The organism is Streptomyces sp. LX-29, assembly GCF_029541745.1.
In the GTDB taxonomy this organism is placed as follows: Bacteria; Actinomycetota; Actinomycetes; order Streptomycetales; family Streptomycetaceae; genus Streptomyces.
The window spans coordinates 756,776-773,561 of the sequence record NZ_CP089746.1 but is presented as its reverse complement, the minus strand read 5'-3'; the positions used below and the strand labels follow the sequence as shown (position 1 = coordinate 773,561).

The window sequence follows — 16,786 nt, the reverse complement described above, 5'->3', positions numbered from 1 at the left end:
CACATGTCCCAGGACACCCGGGAGCAGGTCCTCACGCACCCCACGGACCACCTCGGCGAGAGCCGTGCGGGACGCGCCTCGATCAGAGCGGTCGTCCACTCCGAGTGGATGAAGGTCCGCACCCTGCGCTCCCTGCCGCTCGCCCTGGTCGGCGGCCTGGCCGCGACGGTCGGCGGCACGATGCTGGCGTGCGGCACCTACGGGGAGGCCGAGCTCGAGGCGGCGGACTTCGACCCCGTCTTCGCCTCCTTCTTCGGCCTCAACTTCGGGCAGATCGCCGCCATCTGCTTCGGCGTGCTGGCGGTCGCCGGGGAGTACGCGGACGGGGGGATCCGCGTCTGGCTGGCCGCCGTTCCCCGGCGCGGACTCTGGTACGGCGGCAAACTGGCCGTCGTCGGCGGGCTCTCCCTCGCCACCGGACTGGTCACCGGCTTCGTCGCACTGCTCGGCGGGCAGGCGCTGCTCGGCGAGCACGGCGTCGGGCTCGGCGCGCCGGGAGCGCTGCGCGCCGCCCTCGGCTGCGGGCTCTACCTCACCCTGCTGACCCTGCTGGCCGCGGGCGTCGCGGCGGCGCTGCGCAGCACCGTCGGCGCGATCGGGGTGCTCGTCCCGGTGGTCTGCTTCCTGTCCCCGGTGCTGGGCGAGGGAGCGACGACCCGGTTCCTGCCCGACCGGGCCGGACAGCAGGTCCTGCACGCCGCCCCCGAGGGCGGCCTGGGTGCCTGGTCCGGGCTGGGCGTGCTCGCCCTGTGGACGGCGGCGGCGGTCTGGGCCGGTTGGCGCGTGCTGGAACGCCGCGACGCCTGACGCCCCGGTGACGGGCGGCCCTTGGTCAGACGGCGCAGGTCGCGCACGGGGGACGCCCCACGGTGGGACGGACGGTGGTCGGTCGAGGACGCCAATTGTCAGACCCCCCGGCTTTACTGACGGCATGACGGACATCGCCCGGCACCTGGCCGCCATCGACGAGCTGCGCGCCCGACCGTTCCCGGACCTCCGCGTGAGCGGACCGTTGGTCGAGAGCGGACCCGGGTTCCACATCGCCGACCTCCGGGTCAGTGAGGACTTCTGGGACGCGGACCTGGCACGCATAGCCGAGGTGGACGAGGAGTTCGACGCCGAGCTGCGATGCGTGCTCCAGGCGCTGTCGCGGCGGTGGGGCGAGCCGGAGGCCGTCGACCTCACCGATCATCTGGAGCGCTCCGCCCTCGGCGAGCCGGTCCCGCCCCCGCTGGATTCCCTCTGCTCCTACGTCGGCCGGGTGCACGCCTGGCGGGTGGACGGGCGCTGGGTGGCGGTGGGAGTGGGCCAGGGCGACCGCGAGCTGCCGATCCAGCTGGTGGCGGCGATAGGCGAGGGCGACGTGCGCTGATGAGGGGGCCGGTCGTGCCTGGCGGGGTCGGTGGCGACGAGCGGCACCGGCGGCACCGGCGAAGGGGGGCGGCGGAGGCGTCAGAGAAGGGGCCGGCGGCGCCGGTGAAGGGGGGAAGGTGGCGCTTCGCGGGCGAAGGGGCCGGAGAAGGGGCCGGCGGCGGCGCCAGCGAAGGGGGCCGCGGAGGCGTCAGCGACGAGGGGCAGGTGGCGCTTCGCGCGGGGGTGGCGTGGACGAGCGGCGGCGGTGGCGTTTCGAGCGGGTGTCGGCGATGAACGGGTGCCGGCGGGGCCTGGTGGGCGCGTCAGTCGTCGGCGAACGCCGCCGCCCGCAGCCGCCCGTACTCCTCGGCCATCCTCTCGAGCGTCCAGTGGGCGTTGAGACCACTGGGGTTCGGCAGGGCCCAGATGCGGGTGGCGCCTATGGTCCGCTCCTGCGGGCCTATCTGTGCGCGCTTGTCACCGAAGGCCGCGCGGTAGGCGGTGACACCGGCCACCGCGAGCCAGCGCGGCCGCAGCCGGAGCACCTTCTCGGCGAGCAGCCGCCCGCCCTCCCGGTACTCCTCGGCGGTCAGCTCGTCGGCGCGCGCGGTGGAACGGGACACCACATTGGTGATCCCGAGGCCGTAGCGGAGCAGCTCGCCCTGCTCGGCGGGGGCGAGCCGGCGCGGGGTGAAGCCGGAGGCGTGCAGCACCGGCCAGAAGCGGTTGCCCGGTCGGGCGAAGTGGTGGCCCGTGGCCGCCGACACCAACCCCGGGTTGATACCGCAGAAGAGGACGTGGAGCCCGTCCGCGACCACGTCGGGAACGACGCGGTCGCGGGCGGCCTCCAGCTCCTCGGGCGTGAAGGAGGTGGTCAGAGGATCGCCCCCGGCGTGTAGCCGGCCGCCTCCGGGTGCTGCTTGACGATCTCCTCGACGCGGGCGACCACGGCGGCGACCTGGTCGGCCGCGGCGCCGGTGAAGGACAGCTTGTCGGCCATCAGCGCGTCCAGCGCCGCCCGGTCCAGCGGGATACGGGCGTCGGCGGCGAGCTTGTCCAGCAGGTCGTTGCGCTCGGCACCCTGCTCGCGCATGGCCAGCGCGGCGGCGACCGCGTGCTCCTTGATCGCCTCGTGCGCCTCCTCGCGGCCCACCCCGGCGCGCACCGCGCCCATCAGCACCTTGGTGGTGGCGAGGAAGGGGAGGTAGCGGTCCAGCTCGCGGGCGACGACGGCGGGGAAGGCGCCGAACTCGTCCAGCACGGTCAGGAAGGTCTCCAGCAGGCCGTCGAAGGCGAAGAACGCGTCAGGCAGCGCGACCCGGCGCACCACCGAGCAGGAGACGTCGCCCTCGTTCCACTGGTCGCCCGCCAGCTCACCGGTCATCGAGGCGTAGCCGCGCAGGATGACCGCCAGGCCGTTCACGCGCTCGCAGGAGCGGGTGTTCATCTTGTGCGGCATCGCCGAGGAGCCGACCTGGCCGGGCTTGAAGCCCTCGGTGACCAGCTCGTGCCCGGCCATCAGCCGGATGGTCTTGGCGAGCGAGGAGGGCGCGGCGGCCAGCTGCACCAGGGCCGTGACCGCGTCGTAGTCGAGCGAGCGCGGGTAGACCTGGCCGACGGAGGTGAAGGCGTGCCCGAAGCCGAGGTGCGCGGCGATCCGCCGCTCCAGCTCGGCCAGCTTCTCCGCGTCGCCGCCCAGCAGGTCCAGCATGTCCTGCGCGGTGCCGACGGGGCCCTTGATGCCGCGCAGCGGGTAGCGGTCCAGCAGGTCGGTCAGTCGGCCGTAGGCCACCAGCAGCTCGTCCGTCGCGGTCGCGAAGCGCTTGCCGAGGGTCGTGGCCTGCGCGGCGACATTGTGCGAGCGGCCCGCCATGACCAGCTCGGCGTGCTCGCCGGCCAGCTTGGCCAGCCGGGCCAGCACCGCCACCGTGCGGTCGCGCGCCAGCTCCAGGGAGAGCCGGATCTGAAGCTGCTCGACGTTCTCGGTCAGGTCGCGGGAGGTCATGCCCTTGTGCACGTGCTCATGGCCGGCGAGGGCGTTGAACTCCTCGATCCGGGCCTTGACGTCATGCCGGGTGACCTTCTCGCGCTCGGCGATCGAGGCCAGGTCGACGTCCTCCAGGACCCGCTCGTAGTCGGCGAGCGCGGCGTCCGGCACCTCGATCCCCAGGTCCTTCTGGGCGCGCAGCACGGCGAGCCACAGCCGCCGCTCCAGCGTCACCTTGTACTCGGGGGACCACAGGACGGCCAGCTCCGCGGAGGCGTAGCGGTTGGCCAGGACGTTCGGGATGCGGGGCTTCGCAGACAGAGCAGCAGTCACGTGACCAGAGTCTACTGGCGGTTTACGCAGGCCAGCGCCCCGCCCCGATTTGTGTCTTACTACGAAAGCCCGCGGGCGCGGGTGTGCCCTACGGCCGGCACCCGCCCGGCGCGCCGCTCCGGTGTCCGGTTGGTCCGCGGGGCGGCCTGGCCCCGGCGTCCGGGCGGTCCCGCGGCGCCGCGTCGATCCGGCTGTCCGGATTGGTCCCGCGGCGCGGTCTCGCTCCGCTGTCCGGTTGGTCCCGCGGCGCGGTCTCGCTCCGGTGTCCGGCCGGGCGGCGGATCCGGGGCCCCCACCGAGCCCCGCGCCATGCCGCCTCGGCGTCTGGCGCGACGCCGGGCGACACTCACATCTCGTACGGCAGCAGCTCGGCCCGCTTCGGCTCCCGTCCGTCGCCCGAGGAGCGGCCGGTCAGCCGACGGCCTATCCAGGGCGCCAGGTGTAGACGGGCGAACCGCAGGTCGGCGCCGCGGCGGGCACCCCAGCTCGCCGGCGCGGCCAGGGGCAGCGGAGCGTCCCAGTCCTCCACCGGCTCATGGCCCAGCGCCTGCCACACCGCCTCGGCGACCCGCCGGTGCCCCTCGGCGTTCAGATGCAGCCGGTCGTCCGCCCACATCCGCGGGTCCCCCAACGCCTCGGAGGCGAAGAGATCCACCACGACCGCCCCGTGCCGTCCGGCGAGCGTGTCGATGTGCGAGAACAGCGTCTCCATCCGGGGCCGAAACCGCTCGAAGACCGGCCCGCGCCGGCCCGGGCTGCGCATCAGCACCAACTGGCGGCAGCTGGGGGCGAGCCGCTCGACGGCCTCCTCCAGCAGGGCGCACACCCGCGCCACGTCGCACTTCGGGCGCAGCACGTCGTTCAGCCCGCCGACCAAGGTCACGAGATCGGCGCCCATCGCGGCGGCCGGCGCCGTCTGCTCATCGACGATCTGCCCGATGAGCTTGCCGCGCACCGCGAGGTTGGCATAGCGGAAGCCGGGGCTACGCACCGCGAGGCGCGCGGCGAGCAGGTCCGCCCAGCCGCGGTAACCGCCGTCCGGAAGCCCGTCGGACATCCCCTCGGTGAACGAGTCGCCGACCGCGACGAAGCTGGTGTGGGTGGCGTTCATCTGCATGGCCCGGTGATCATACCCGTCGGTATGTTGGTCCGTTTCTTGAGGGCTCGGTTCGCCTCCGGGCGCCTTACAACACCTGACACAATGAGGTGGATCGGTCCTGGTTGCCGTGCTCGGGGCGGTAGTTGAGCGTTCCGTTCAGTATGGGGATGTCGCCGTGGATCGGCGCCGGAACGGGCACCTACCGCTGGGTCGTGGATATCGGCTGCACGTATGAAGCGGCCGTGAGACAGGCGAGGCAGCACATCTGGCCCGGCATCATGGCCTGGTGACGACATGGATGCGCTGCTACTGGGAGGAGGAAGACACCTGGTTCTACTTCGAGGTCGACGCCGAAGGCTGGGTGATCCGGCAGGTCGAACTCGAAGGGCCTGAGCTGACCCCGATCGCGGCCGCCTCCCTCGCCGAGGGGCAGCGGGCCTGCGACACAGGCCGCCTCGATGAGTACGACAGCAGGTTCGGGATCACAGCCGAGCTGCCCATCTCGGAATGGGAAGGCCACGCCCCCGAGCAACCTACCTCCGAGGAGTTCGAGGAAGTCTGGGGTCCTGCCCGTCAGCAGATCGCATCCCGGCCCAGCTGACCTCCGCGCAGCGAGTGGATTCGGCAGGCCGAGAAGAGCGACCTCCCGCCCCTGAGGTCCTTCGCCAGTTCCCTCCGCCAGGACTTCGACGCCGTCACAGCCGGCCTGACCCTGCCCTGGAGCTCGGGCGTCGTCGAAGGCCACGTATGCCGGGTCAAGCTCCTCCTAGCCGTGATCACCGCTTTCACGGAATCGCGGCCAGAACCGCTTTTCGGAGAGCGTCATCACCCCTCGCGAAGTGCCGGAGGAGGCCGCCGTACGAAGTTGATCATCTCCGACCTGAGGCGGATGGCAGGAGTGTCACGGCCGCATAACGTGATGATCATGTTGTGGAAATCGCGGAAGACATCGCGGCGGTCCTTCGTGGCCGCCGCGCTCCTCGTGGCCTTCGCCGCGCCCCAGATGCCCGCCGTGGCCGCGGCGGCGGAACGGGCCCCCGGGCCGGCGGCGCCCGGAACCCCGGCCGAGGTGCCGGCGCCCACGGGCAAGTCGCCCGTCGGGACGAAGACCCTGCACCTCGTCGACACCTCGCGCCCCGACCCCTGGAAGCCCGCCGCCGGGAAGCGGCAGCTCATGGTCTCGCTCTGGTACCCGGCGCGGCATCAGGGCGACCGGAACGCCCCTTACGCGTCGAAGGAGCTGTCCAAGGCGGTGGTCGGCATGGAGGACCTCGCCGGCATCCGTACGAACGCGACCCTGGGCGCCGAGCCGGCCCGCAAGGCCCGGCCTCTGGTGGTCCTTTCGCCGGGCTTCGGGATGAGCCGGCTGACACTCACCGCGCTCGGCGAGGACCTCGCGTCGCGCGGGTACGCGGTGGCGGCGGTCGACCACACCTACGAAGCCCCGGTCGAGTTCCCCGGCGGGCGCATCGAGACCTGTGAGATCTGCGCGAAGCCGGACATGGCCGCCGTCGTGCGGAACCGGGCGAAGGACTTCTCCTTCGTCCTCGACCGGCTGACCGCCCCCGGCAGCCCGCTCGCCGTGGACCGCGGCCGGATCGCCGTGGTCGGCCACTCCATCGGCGGCGCGAGCGCGGTGGAGGCCGTGCGCAGCGACAAGCGCGTGGACGCCGCCGTCAACCTCGACGGCAACTTCCCCATCGACCTGCCCGCCGGCGGGCTGAAGAAGCCCGTGATGCTCTTCGGCGCACAGCGGTCCGGCGATGACGCGGAGAACTGGAACAAGAACTGGCAGCGGCTGACGGGCTGGAAGCGCTGGCTCGACGTGCCCGAAGGCGGCCACCTGACGTTCACGGACGCCCCCTGGATCGTGGACCGGTTCGGGATGACCGACCAGATCCCGCCGGACCGGATCCACGGCGCCTACGGCAGCCTGCACGGCACCCGCTCGACCGCGCTCACCCGTGCGTACGTGAACGCGTTCGTCGACCGGCACCTGCGCGGCACCCCGAGCCCGCTCCTCGACCGGCCGTCCGCGGCCTACCCGGAAGTCAACGTCCTGAAGAAGTAGCGCACATCCCCGGCGGCCCCAGGGGCGGCACCAGTGCCACCCCCGGAACGGATACCAGGGGGGGGCGATCGCGGCTGCCCCGCCCGGGAGCATCGAACCGTCACCACGCACCAGGAGGTTCGATGTTCGAGCTCAGGAAATCACGGCGGACCGTACCGGCCTCATTGTGTTAGGTGTTGTTAAGCGACTGCCGACAGTCGACCGTGCTCGCCTGTTCGTTCCTCACAGGCTCCGCGCGCTCCCTTTCGGCAGCCGCGCGCCCTTCGGCTCACTCGCCGGTGCGTGCGGAGTTGGAGTGCGTTGCGTAGCCGGCTCGCTCGCCGGCCCGTGCTTCGCCGGGCCGGGTCGCGGTCGTGAGGCGGCGGGATGGGGCGGCCCTCACCCGGCCAGGAATCCGGCGTCCAGCAGCTCATGGGCCAGCTCCGGGCTCCGGGCCGCCACGAAGGAGATCGGCTCGTCGTGTCGCGACCGCTCCGCCGTCGTCGGGTGGCCGTGCGGGTCCAGCACGCAGCCGCCCGCGGCCTGGACCAGGAACAGCCCGCCGCACACGTCCAGGAGATAGCCCCCGTGGCAGACCATGCCGTCCAGCACTCCTTCGGCCACCAGCGCCAGGTCCAGGGCGGGCGCCCACAGGTTCACCGCTCGCCGGCACCGCTCGGCGGCCAGGGCGTCCGCGTGGCGGAACCAGGCGTGGCCCCCGTCGGAGTAGTTGGTGACGAGGGAGATCACCGCCTGCCGCAGGGGGACGCCTCCGGCGGGCGGGGCCGGCGGCCGGGCGCGGTCGCCACCGCCGACGGTGCCCGCGGCGTCGACGGCGAAGCACTCGCGGTCGAGCAGGGGATCGAAGACCAGCGCGAGGACGACCCGCTCCCGGTCGAAGAGGCTGATGGCGATCGCGCAGTGGGCGATGCCGAAGCCGAAGTTGTTGGTGCCGTCGAGGGGGTCCACCGCCCAGGTGAGCGGGGTGTCCGGCCACCGGGTGTACGGCTCCTCCTCCGCCACCACCCCGTAGTGGGGGAACTCCGCCCGCAGTTGCCGGGCGATGATGTCCTGCGCGGTGACGTCGGCCCGCAACTGCACGTCATGGGGGCCCTTGGCGGCACTGATCAGCCGGGACCCGAACTGATCGCGCAGGGCCTTTCCGGCGCTCCGCGCGGCGTGCCGCGCGACGGCCAGTTCGCGCTCCACGTCGCGCCGGTGTCGGTCGGCCGCCCCGCCCGCCGACGAGCCGGTGGAAGCCATCTCAGTCCCCGTCCTGTCGTCGGTCCGCCGAGCGCCGTCCGCGCCTCAGGCGGTGTTCCTCGATCAGAACGGCGGGCACGGTGGCGCCCGCCACAGGAAGCATGATGCTCGCGGCGGCCGCCAGCACCTGGCGCATTCCCGAACTCGACTGCAACTGCTCGAACACGCCCCCCTGCCAGAGCCCGAGCATCGTCACGGCCACGGTCAGGGCCGACAGCCACACCGCGCCGACGCGTCCGATGCGGCCGCCCGCCGCCGCGCCGTCGGACGGCTGGGCGACGACCCGGCCCAGATATGCCTGCATGACGCGGCGGTCCTGCTGGACGTACTGGTCGACGGCGACCGGCACCAGCGTGCGGGTGCTGGCCCGCAGCACCGTGCGCAGGGCGAGGACGGCGTCGTGTGTCGCCCACACCGGTGGTGAGTCGGGAGCGGTCACGCTGCACCTCCAGGTGCCGTTGGGCTGTTGGAGTGCGAGGAGTCGACGCACGCCGTCCAGCACCACGGCCTCGTCCAGGTCGTGCCCGGCCAGGCTCAGCGCCGTCAGCGCCCATGGTGTGGCGAAGTGGCGGTAGTCCATGCGGATCGACCGCCCGGGATCGACCGGGGTGTTGGCCGTCGTGGACTCCCACGGCTCCTCCCGGAGCGCGTCGAACGTCTCCACCAGATAGTCGCAGCCGGCGACGACCGCCGTGTCCGTTTCGGGGGAGCGGGCCGCGAGCAGCGCCACGATCGCGTAGCCGGTGTACGCGGGGGACGACGGCCGCGCGCTGTCCGTCGCCCGCGCCGAGGCTCCCCAACCGCCGTCCGGACACTGCGCGTGCCGCAGCCAGGACACGCCCCTGGAGACCGAGTCGACCCGGTGGAAGCCCGCCAGCGCCCGGATCGCCGCCGTGGTGGGGAAGACCATGGACTGGCTGTCCTCGGCGGAGGAGGCCCAGCCGCCGTCCGGCCGCTGTTGCTCCTCCAACCAGGCGATGCCCTTGGTCACGACGGAGTCGGTGTGCGACCAGCCCGCCTCCCGGAGGGCGGTCAGGCAGGCGGCCGTGGACTCGGTGATCGACAGGCTGCTCATCCCGCCGATGAGCGAACTGCGCACCCGCCAGCCGCCGTCGGGGTTCTGCTCCGCGGCCAGGGTCTGTGCCGGGCGGCTGACGAACTCGCCCTGCGCCCCGGCGTGGATGTGGGCGAGCACCGCCTCCGCGGTGGACAGGATGCCGATGCTCCTGCCGTCCTGCCACTGGTTCCACCCCCAGCGGCCGTCCTCCGTCGACAGGTGGCTGTCGAGGTAGGCGATGGAGGTGTCGAAGGCGCGTCGTATGGCGGTGCTGAGCTCGGCGGCCCCGCTGGCCGCACGGTGCCAGCGCACCGCGGTGACCAGGTGTGCCGCGTGCTCGATGTCGGCTCCCCGGTTGCAGACCTCCGCGACGCTCAGCGTGCGCCAGCGCGCGTCGTGGGGCAGTGCCAGCCGCTCGGGTCTCAGCACCGCGGCGGCCACCAGCCGCCCGGTGTCCCCGGTGTGCTCGTAGGCCAGCAGGCCCATGAACGCGACGTCCACCCCGAACTCGCGGGCGGCCGTGCGCTCCACCAGGGTGTCGATCCCGTCGTCGGGGCGCCGGCCGGTGTCGTCGGGGAGTCCGGCGAGCTCCAGCCGGAGGCAGACGAGGCGGGAGCCCTCGGCCCGCAGCACCACCCGGTCGCCCTCGGGCGCCAGCAGGATCAGATCGACTCCGGTGGTCACAGGGCGAGCTCCTGGGGCGGTGGGGGATTCCGGCGTGCGGGGGGCGCGGACGCGTGGTCTTCGGAGGCACGGTCTTCGGACGCGCGGTCCTCGGGCATGTCGTCTTCGGGCGCGAGGCACTCGGGCGCGTGGGCATCGAGTGAGCGCTGCCGGGGTGACGTGCGTCGCTCCGGGGGCTCACCGCCCCCGGCGAGCTGACCCAGCAGCCGGGTCAGCTCCTCCGCCAACTCCCCGGGGGACCGCCTGCGGAGCGCGATCGCCGCGCCGTGGGCGAGCGCACGCTCGGCGTAGACGTCCACCGTCGAGCGGCGGTCGCGGCCCTGGAAGACCAGGCTGGCGGTGGTGGCGCGGCGGTCGCCGATCACCCGGTGCAGGACGTCGGCGGAGAGTTCGTAGCCGGTGCCCGCCGCCATATGGGCGTCGAAGACGCACTCCAGCCGCTGAACGCCGACCGGGACCAGGGAGTACGAGGAGGAGTCGTCCGCGGAGGCGTAGCTGTAGGCGTGGAACTCGCGCGCGGGCGCCGCCTCCGCCCGCGGGGCGGACGAGGAGCGGGCGGGCAGGGGCGTGAACTGCTGGTAGCGGTAGCCGCCCGAGATCAGTGTCGAGGCGAAGTCCCAGCGGTGGTTGTGCACATTGGGGGCCTCGTCGCCGTCTGGCCCCTCGCGCCGCCACCAGATGTGCAGTCGCAGTCGGTGCGCCGGACCCGAGGCGAGGACGATCTTGGAGAAGCCGTTGGGGTGGGCGTACGAGCGCTCCGCCACCGCGGCGAGGCGGCGCTCGTCCCGTAACAGGGCGCGCAGCATGGCGCACACCGATGCCCTGTCCGACAGGGGGGCGAGGGCGGCGGCGAGCGAGCCCGCGCGGCCCTGGGCGTGCGCGTCCGCGAGGGCGGCGAAATGCGCGTCCAGGGCCGCGAGCGACGAGGGGTTCGAGGAGGTCGCCATGGCCTCAGCCCCGCGCGATGTCGGCGTTGGAGAAGGCCGGATGGCCGGTGACCTCCCTGTCGATCAGCAGAAACTCGGGCAGGGCCACCTGCTGCCGCTCCTTGTCGAGCTGGACCTCGAGGATGCGGCAGGCGCGGGTCGCGGGCTCGTGGATGATGTCGAGCTCGAACAGCCGCCCCCGCCAGTCGAAGAGCCATCTCTCCTTGACGACCGGCTGCCGGCACGGATCTCCCCGCCGACGGAGCCGCGCATACGCCTCGGGGCCGATCTCCCGCTCGTCGATGGTGCGCACCCCTGGTCGCAGCGGCGTGAGCAACGTGTGGAAGAACCGCTCGGTGCCGCCGCAGCGCCAGTGCCGGATCCGCTCCTCCCCGGCCGGGCCCACGCTGAGATAGATCTGCTCCAACTGCACCCGCCGCGCGGCGCTCAGCACGGGATGCCCGGGATCGGGCGGAGCGGCCAGCAGGAACTTCCGTTCGATCTCCACGGACAACGTGCCCCCCAGGACGTCGTCAAGGATTGCGCGCCCCGCCTCGCGATGAGCCGAGACGGCGACGATGAGCTCATCGTACCAATCCGGACACGCTCCGTGGGCGGGCTTCGCCGGAGTCCCGATCGCCTGCGGTGCCCGGCTGCGGGGGGCGCCCGGGGCGCGCATCATGAGCCCCATGGTGATGACCCATATCTACTTCGAGGGCGGTACGCGCAACGGCACGACGGTGATGTGGAACCTGGAGCCGGGCGCGGACGTCTACGACGACAACATCTTCCGGCCGCCCGAGCTGTACCGGCGGACCCATCGGGCGAAGGTCATCGGCGGCATCGAGTACGCCGTCTTCCGCTACGACCCCACCACCACCCGGCTGCCGGGCGCGGGTACGCCGGGAACGGGTGCGTCGGGCGGTGCGCACAAGCCCGGCGGAGCGCCGAGGGGAGCCGGGCTGCCGCCGAGCGAGGGCACCGCCTGACGGGGCGGTCTGACCGGGCGGGCGCAGGCCGCCGTCTCCCGGGCGTCCCCCGCGGCCGTACCCCGCCGTACCCGGGCCGGAACCGCCGCCGTCGGGCGCCGCGGGGTTCCGGAAGCCGCCCGGCGGGCAGCCTGATCAGCGTGGACGCCTATGAGTGTGATCGAACGACGATGGCAGTGGTCGCCACCGCGCTCGCCGACGACGGAGAGGCCGCCGTAACCCTGCTCGCGCCGCTCGAAGCGCGCGATGTGTGCCGCATCGCGGTCCGTCTGGCCGCGATGGCCGCCGACACGCTGCTGGCCGTCGCCGAGGCGGAGGGCGGCGGCCGGGCGGAGGCCCTGGCCCGCTGGCAGGCATGCATCCTCGCCCACGAGGCGCAGCGCGCCGCGCGGGAGGCGGGACCCGGCGGCCCTGACGGCTGCTGACGGCGGGAGGCGGGACCCGGCTCCGACGGCTGCCGACGCGCCGGCGACGACTCCTCGGCGCAGGCGGCGCGGAACGCCCCGTCCTGGGCCGGGCTGCCGGCACGCCGGCGGACGGCTCCCGGCCGGGGCCCAGGAGGGGGCTCCCGGGCCCCGGCGCCCGACATCGCGCCCGCTGGCCGCGACCTCGCCCGCTGGCCGCGACCTCGCCCGCTGGCCGCGACCTCGGCCGAGGGGTGCCGTCGGACGCCCCGAAGCGCGCCGAGGCGCGCGGGGCCGTGATCAGGCGACCAGTTCCCGCAGCAGGTCCTCCATGGTGACGAGCCCGGCCAGCCGGCCGTCCTCGTCGACCACGGCCGCCAGGTGGGTGCGGCTCTTCCGCATCGCGGTGAGCACGTCGTCCAGCGGTGTCGTCGCCCGCGCCCGCGCGATGCGGCGCAGCTGGCGGAGGGTGAACGGGACGTCGCGCGGGCGGGCGTCGAGGGCGTCCTTCACATGCAGATAGCCCAGGATGCGGCCGGCGTCGTCGACGACGGGGAAGCGGGAGAAGCCGTACTTCGCGGTCAGCTGCTCCAGCCCCTCCGGGGTCACGCCCAGCGGCGCGGAGACCACGCGCTCCACGGGCAGCACCACGTCCCGCACCGGTCGGCGGCCGAGGTCCAGGGCGTCCCGCAGCCGCTCGGTGGCACGGTCGTCCAGCAGTCCGGCCGCACTGGAGTCCGCGACCACCCGGGCCAGCTGGTCGTCGGAGTAGGTCGCCGCGACCTCGTCCTTGGGCTCGACGCGCAGCAGCTTCAGGATGCTGTTGGCGAAGGCGTTGACCGTGAAGATCACCGGACGCAGCGCCCGGGCGAGCGTGACCAGCGGGGGGCCCAGCACCAGCGCGGTGCGCACCGGCTCGGCCAGCGCCACGTTCTTGGGCACCATCTCGCCGAAGAGCATGTGCAGATAGGTGGCCAGAGACAGCGCGATCACGAACGAGACGGGGTGGATCAGCCCGTGCGGCAGCCCCACCGCGTGGAAGACGGGCTCCAGCAGATGCGCCATGGCGGGCTCGGCGACGATACCCAGCACCAGGGTGCACAGCGTGATGCCGAGCTGGGCCGCCGCCAACACCGCGGAGACGTGCTGCATGCCCCACAGCACGCTGTGCGCCCGGCGCTCGCCCCGCTCCGCGTGCGGCTCGATCTGGCTGCGCCGCACCGAGACCAGCGCGAACTCCGCGCCGACGAAGAACGCGTTGACGACCAGGGTGAGCAGCCCGATCAGCAGTTGCAGCAGCGTCATCGTCCGGCCTCCCCCTCATGACCCTCGCCCCGCGGGTCGTGTCCCGCGCGGTCGCGGCGCCCGGTCCGCGCCTCGCGCCTGCCCCGACGCGAGCGGCGCTCGTGACCGGCCACGTCGTCGTGCTCCCGGCCCGTGGACGGGTGCGGGCCACGCAGCCGGACCCCGGCGGCACGGCGGCCGGAGGCGTCCAGCACCTCGATCCGCCAGCCGGCCACCTCCAGGACGTCCCCGACGGCCGGTATGCGGCCGAGCTCGGTGGCGATGAGGCCGGCGAGCGTCTCGTACGGGCCTTCCGGGGCGCGCAGGCCGATCGCCTCCAGCTGGTCGGTACGGGCCGCGCCGTCGGCGTCGTACAGCCGGCACCCGCCCCGGTCGGTGCCGGCCGGGGCCAGATCCGGGGTCTCGTGCGGGTCGTGCTCGTCCCGCACCTCGCCGACGACCTCCTCGACGATGTCCTCCAGCGTCACCACGCCCGCCGTGCCGCCGTACTCGTCGATGACGACGGCCATGTTGCGCTTGGTGGACAGCTGGTCCAGCAGCCGGTCCACGGTCAGCGAGGCGGGCACCAGCAGCGGTTCGCGCAGCAGCTCGGTGATCGGGTACCGCGGGCGCCGCTCGGCCGGCACGGCGAGCACGTCCTTGATGTGGGCCACGCCGATGACGGTGTCCAGGCTGCTGCGGTAGACGGGGAAGCGGGACAGGCCGGTGGCGCGGGTGGCGTTGGCGACGTCCTCGGCGGTGGTCTGCGCCTCCAGCGCCACGACCTGCACGCGCGGGGTCATCACGTTCGAGGCCGTCAGCTCGCTGAGCCCCAGGGTGCGGACGAACAGCTCGGCGGTGTCGGCCTCCAGCGCGCCCTCCTTGGCGGAGTGCCGCGCGAGCGCGACCAGCTCCTGCGGTCCCCGCGCGGAGGCCAGCTCCTCGGTGGGCTCCAGGCCCATCCTGGTGACGGTGCGGTTGGCGGTGTTGTTGAGGTGCCGGATCAGCGGGCGGAAGGCGGCGCTGAAGGCGCGCTGGGCGCCCGCCACCCGCTTGGCGACCGGCAGCGGCCGGGAGATCGCCCAGTTCTTGGGCACCAGCTCACCCACGACCATGAGCACCACGGTGGAGACGACGGTGCCCAGCACCAGGGCGACGGAGGAGGCGGTGGACTCCGGCAGGCCCAGCGCCCGCACCGGCCCGGTGAGCAGGGTGGCGATCGACGGCTTGGAGATCATGCCGATGATCAGGCCGGTGACGGTGATGCCGAGCTGGGCGCCGGACAGCTGGAAGGTCAGCCCGCGCGCCGCGCGCAGGGCGCTGTCCGCGCCGCGCTCGCCGCGCTCCGCGGCGCGTTCGAGATCCGCGCGGTCGACGGTGGTCAGCGAGAACTCCGCCGCGACGAAGACGGCACAGGCGAGCGTCAGCAGCAGGGCGACCGCCAGGAGGATCAGCTCGGTCATCGGTTCTCCTGCGTCCCATGGTCGGACAGGGAGGGAGGGAACGCGCGATGTCGACCAGGTCGACTACTGGGAGGCTCGCCCATGGGCGGACGCTCACACCTTTCACCACACTCGGCGCGGCGGCTCTCGCCGCGCCCACCACGTCGGCCCGGTGGCCGCGTGAACTCCCTATGGTAAAGGATCGGCAAAATAGCGCCGTCGGAGGGTGATCACGCCTCCGGTCGGGTCGGCAGGGGCTTGACCCAGCGGCTCCACTGCGGCTCGGGCTCGTACCCCGCCGCGCGCCAGGCGTGCCGTGCCGTCTCGTTACGGTCCAGCACCATCGCGTCCCCGCGCCGCCCGCCCAGTGCGACGAAACGCTCCTCGGCCGCCCTGAGCAGCGCGGAGGCCACTCCCTGCCGCCGGTGGTCGGGGGAGACGGCGAGCCGGTAGAGGTGGCAGCGCCAGCCGTCGAAACCGGCGATGACCGTCCCGGTCAGTTCCTCGCCGCGCAGCGCCAGCAGCAGCGAGCCGGGGTCGCGGGCCAGGAGCCGGGCGACCCCGTCCCGGTCGTCGCTGATGCTCGTGCCCTCGGCCGCCCGCTTCCAGAAGGCGAGGACGTCGTCGAGGTCCGCGCGCACCGCCGCCCGTATCCGTAGCTCGTTCACGGTGTCATCCCACCACCGCGCACGACGCGCGGTCGACGGGATAACCGGGCCCCGACGGGACGGCCCGCGCGCGCCGCGGCCCGGGGCGAGGAGACGATCCGCGCGTGCGCCCGTGTCCGCGGTCCGTGTCTGCGCCCACGGTCCGCGTCCGCCCAGCGGCCCGGGGCGCGCCCCGGCGGGCCGGCGTCGCCGCTCCGGTTCACTCCCCGCGCAGCTCCTCGATCACCTCGGCGAAGGGCTCCATGAAGGGGTCCAGCACCACGAAGTAAGAGAAGCCGTACCGCTCGCGGTGGGCGCGCAGTTGCTCGGCCATCTCCTTGACGCTGCCGACCAGCACCGCGGGGTGGTCCAGCAGCTCGTCCTCGGTGAGCACGGGCACGAGCGTCGGTCCGGGCGGGGCGTAGGAGCGCACCGCGGCGCGGCGGTCGTCGGTGATCTCGACCATCTGCACCAGATAGTTCAGCTCGGCCGGCGTGGTGCGGCCGACCTCGGAGGCGAAGCGGTGGTAGGCCGCCACGCGCGCCTGGAGCGTGTGCGCGCTGGCCAGGCGGAGGGTGCCGGCGGGCTCGCCGGGCGCCTGCTCTGCTCCGGTGAAGGCGACGACGTCGGCGTGGCGCGCGGCCAGCCGCAGCAGCCGGTCGCCGTTGCCGCCGAGGGCCAGCGGTGGGCGCGGGGTCTGGGCGTGGCGCGGCTGGTGTTCGGGGTCGCGCAGCAGCCGGTCCACCTCGGTGACGACGTGCTCCAGATGGTCCACGCGCTCGCGCGGGGAGCCGAAGGGCAGTCCGGCGGTGTCGTGCTCGGCCTTGACGTACCCGGTGCCCAGTCCGAGCTCCAGCCGCCCGTCGGTGAGGGCGTCCGTGTCGGCTACCTCGCGGGCCAGAAGCGCCGGGTTCCAGAACCCCGCGTTGAGCACGAAGGTGCCCAGGCGGGGCCGTTCCGTCGCCTCGCCCGCGGCGACCAGGGCGGGAAACGGCGCGGGCATGCCCAGGTGGTCGGGGACCAGCAGCACGTCGTACCCGAGCCGCTCGGCCCGGCGGCACTTCTCGCGCCAGGCCGCGCGCGGCGCCGGGCTGATCATGATGACTCCGAAGCGGAACGGCCGTAACATGCGTCCTCCTTGGGTCCGGGCCATGGTCATCGCTCTCGCGAACGTAGCGGAGTTGGACTCCGGTTTCCGCGTCAAACCGGCCAATCACCAGCCGTTCGAGCCGTACGCGAGGCCCGCGTCGGATTCCGTACCCGGATTC

At 73.4% G+C, this 16,786-nt stretch carries 17 protein-coding genes; 6 read left to right on the top strand and 11 right to left on the bottom strand.

Annotated features, from left to right (window positions below; translation table 11 throughout):
• Positions 1-3 precede the first annotated feature (3 nt).
• Positions 4-807: an ABC transporter permease subunit gene (locus tag LRS74_RS03470; protein ID WP_277739585.1), complete on the top strand. Its 804-nt coding sequence runs from the start codon at positions 4-6 to the stop codon at positions 805-807.
• 124 nt (positions 808-931) lie between these two features.
• Positions 932-1,372, top strand: a complete 441-nt coding sequence (locus tag LRS74_RS03465; protein ID WP_277739584.1) for a hypothetical protein — start codon at positions 932-934, stop codon at positions 1,370-1,372.
• A 304-nt stretch (positions 1,373-1,676) separates the two neighbouring features.
• On the opposite strand, the gene mug is transcribed toward LRS74_RS03465, so the two are convergent.
• From mug to LRS74_RS03450, 3 genes are all read right to left on the bottom strand, one after another.
• Positions 1,677-2,171: a G/U mismatch-specific DNA glycosylase gene (mug, locus tag LRS74_RS03460; protein ID WP_277739583.1), complete on the bottom strand. Its 495-nt coding sequence runs from the start codon at positions 2,169-2,171 to the stop codon at positions 1,677-1,679.
• Between the two features lie 56 nt (positions 2,172-2,227).
• Positions 2,228-3,673, bottom strand: coding sequence for an adenylosuccinate lyase (gene purB / locus LRS74_RS03455; RefSeq protein ID WP_277739582.1), 1,446 nt, complete (start codon positions 3,671-3,673; stop codon positions 2,228-2,230).
• Between the two features lie 346 nt (positions 3,674-4,019).
• Positions 4,020-4,790: an SGNH/GDSL hydrolase family protein gene (locus tag LRS74_RS03450; RefSeq protein ID WP_277739581.1), complete on the bottom strand. Its 771-nt coding sequence runs from the start codon at positions 4,788-4,790 to the stop codon at positions 4,020-4,022.
• Positions 4,791-5,070: 280 nt separating this feature from the next.
• Between LRS74_RS03450 and LRS74_RS03445 the strand changes: the two genes are divergently transcribed.
• Both LRS74_RS03445 and LRS74_RS03440 read left to right on the top strand, forming a co-directional pair.
• Positions 5,071-5,373: a hypothetical protein gene (locus tag LRS74_RS03445; protein ID WP_277744576.1), complete on the top strand. Its 303-nt coding sequence runs from the start codon at positions 5,071-5,073 to the stop codon at positions 5,371-5,373.
• 324 nt (positions 5,374-5,697) lie between these two features.
• On the top strand, positions 5,698-6,843 hold the full coding sequence (locus LRS74_RS03440; RefSeq protein WP_277739580.1) for a dienelactone hydrolase family protein: 1,146 nt from the start codon (positions 5,698-5,700) through the stop codon (positions 6,841-6,843).
• 378 nt (positions 6,844-7,221) lie between these two features.
• On the opposite strand, the gene LRS74_RS03435 is transcribed toward LRS74_RS03440, so the two are convergent.
• The 4 genes from LRS74_RS03435 to LRS74_RS03420 are packed head-to-tail and all read right to left on the bottom strand — an operon-like array spanning position 7,222 to position 11,260.
• On the bottom strand, positions 7,222-8,085 hold the full coding sequence (locus LRS74_RS03435; RefSeq protein ID WP_277739579.1) for an inositol monophosphatase: 864 nt from the start codon (positions 8,083-8,085) through the stop codon (positions 7,222-7,224).
• 1 nt (position 8,086) lies between these two features.
• Positions 8,087-9,826, bottom strand: coding sequence for a prenyltransferase/squalene oxidase repeat-containing protein (locus LRS74_RS03430; RefSeq protein ID WP_277739578.1), 1,740 nt, complete (start codon positions 9,824-9,826; stop codon positions 8,087-8,089).
• On the bottom strand, positions 9,823-10,773 hold the full coding sequence (locus LRS74_RS03425; protein WP_277739577.1) for a hypothetical protein: 951 nt from the start codon (positions 10,771-10,773) through the stop codon (positions 9,823-9,825). The genes LRS74_RS03430 and LRS74_RS03425 overlap by 4 nt, the downstream gene beginning before the upstream one ends.
• Positions 10,774-10,777: 4 nt before the next feature.
• Positions 10,778-11,260 carry a hypothetical protein gene (locus LRS74_RS03420; RefSeq protein ID WP_277739576.1) on the bottom strand — a complete coding sequence of 161 codons (483 nt, stop codon included), beginning with the start codon at positions 11,258-11,260 and terminating at the stop codon, positions 10,778-10,780.
• 181 nt (positions 11,261-11,441) lie between these two features.
• Here LRS74_RS03420 and LRS74_RS03415 point away from each other — a divergent pair, with 181 nt between their 5' ends.
• Entirely contained in the window at positions 11,442-11,741 is a 300-nt protein-coding gene (locus LRS74_RS03415) for a hypothetical protein (protein WP_277739575.1), read from the top strand.
• A gap of 170 nt (positions 11,742-11,911) precedes the next feature.
• Positions 11,912-12,166 carry a hypothetical protein gene (locus LRS74_RS03410; RefSeq protein ID WP_277739574.1) on the top strand — a complete coding sequence of 85 codons (255 nt, stop codon included), beginning with the start codon at positions 11,912-11,914 and terminating at the stop codon, positions 12,164-12,166.
• 279 nt (positions 12,167-12,445) lie between these two features.
• On the opposite strand, the gene LRS74_RS03405 is transcribed toward LRS74_RS03410, so the two are convergent.
• The 4 genes from LRS74_RS03405 to LRS74_RS03390 form a co-directional block, all read right to left on the bottom strand.
• On the bottom strand, positions 12,446-13,450 hold the full coding sequence (locus LRS74_RS03405) for a hemolysin family protein (protein ID WP_277739573.1): 1,005 nt from the start codon (positions 13,448-13,450) through the stop codon (positions 12,446-12,448).
• Positions 13,447-14,892 carry a hemolysin family protein gene (locus LRS74_RS03400; RefSeq protein ID WP_277739572.1) on the bottom strand — a complete coding sequence of 482 codons (1,446 nt, stop codon included), beginning with the start codon at positions 14,890-14,892 and terminating at the stop codon, positions 13,447-13,449. The genes LRS74_RS03405 and LRS74_RS03400 overlap by 4 nt, the downstream gene beginning before the upstream one ends.
• Positions 14,893-15,101: 209 nt before the next feature.
• Entirely contained in the window at positions 15,102-15,539 is a 438-nt protein-coding gene (locus LRS74_RS03395) for a GNAT family N-acetyltransferase (protein WP_277739571.1), read from the bottom strand.
• Between the two features lie 199 nt (positions 15,540-15,738).
• Positions 15,739-16,647, bottom strand: coding sequence for an LLM class F420-dependent oxidoreductase (locus tag LRS74_RS03390; RefSeq protein WP_277739570.1), 909 nt, complete (start codon positions 16,645-16,647; stop codon positions 15,739-15,741).
• Positions 16,648-16,786: the final 139 nt, after the last annotated feature.

What these genes read in the sequence shown, in the direction of transcription:
- LRS74_RS03470 (WP_277739585.1), top strand. Translation starts at nt 4, where the DNA reads ATGTCCCAGGACACCCGGGAGCAGGTCCTCACGCACCCCACGGACCAC.
- LRS74_RS03465 (WP_277739584.1), top strand. Translation starts at nt 932, where the DNA reads ATGACGGACATCGCCCGGCACCTGGCCGCCATCGACGAGCTGCGCGCC.
- LRS74_RS03450 (WP_277739581.1), bottom strand. Translation starts at nt 4,790, where the DNA reads ATGCAGATGAACGCCACCCACACCAGCTTCGTCGCGGTCGGCGACTCG.
- LRS74_RS03445 (WP_277744576.1), top strand. Translation starts at nt 5,071, where the DNA reads ATGCGCTGCTACTGGGAGGAGGAAGACACCTGGTTCTACTTCGAGGTC.
- LRS74_RS03440 (WP_277739580.1), top strand. Translation starts at nt 5,698, where the DNA reads ATGTTGTGGAAATCGCGGAAGACATCGCGGCGGTCCTTCGTGGCCGCC.
- LRS74_RS03435 (WP_277739579.1), bottom strand. Translation starts at nt 8,085, where the DNA reads ATGGCTTCCACCGGCTCGTCGGCGGGCGGGGCGGCCGACCGACACCGG.
- LRS74_RS03425 (WP_277739577.1), bottom strand. Translation starts at nt 10,773, where the DNA reads ATGGCGACCTCCTCGAACCCCTCGTCGCTCGCGGCCCTGGACGCGCAT.
- LRS74_RS03415 (WP_277739575.1), top strand. Translation starts at nt 11,442, where the DNA reads ATGGTGATGACCCATATCTACTTCGAGGGCGGTACGCGCAACGGCACG.
- LRS74_RS03410 (WP_277739574.1), top strand. Translation starts at nt 11,912, where the DNA reads ATGGCAGTGGTCGCCACCGCGCTCGCCGACGACGGAGAGGCCGCCGTA.
- LRS74_RS03405 (WP_277739573.1), bottom strand. Translation starts at nt 13,450, where the DNA reads ATGACGCTGCTGCAACTGCTGATCGGGCTGCTCACCCTGGTCGTCAAC.
- LRS74_RS03400 (WP_277739572.1), bottom strand. Translation starts at nt 14,892, where the DNA reads ATGACCGAGCTGATCCTCCTGGCGGTCGCCCTGCTGCTGACGCTCGCC.
- LRS74_RS03390 (WP_277739570.1), bottom strand. Translation starts at nt 16,647, where the DNA reads ATGTTACGGCCGTTCCGCTTCGGAGTCATCATGATCAGCCCGGCGCCG.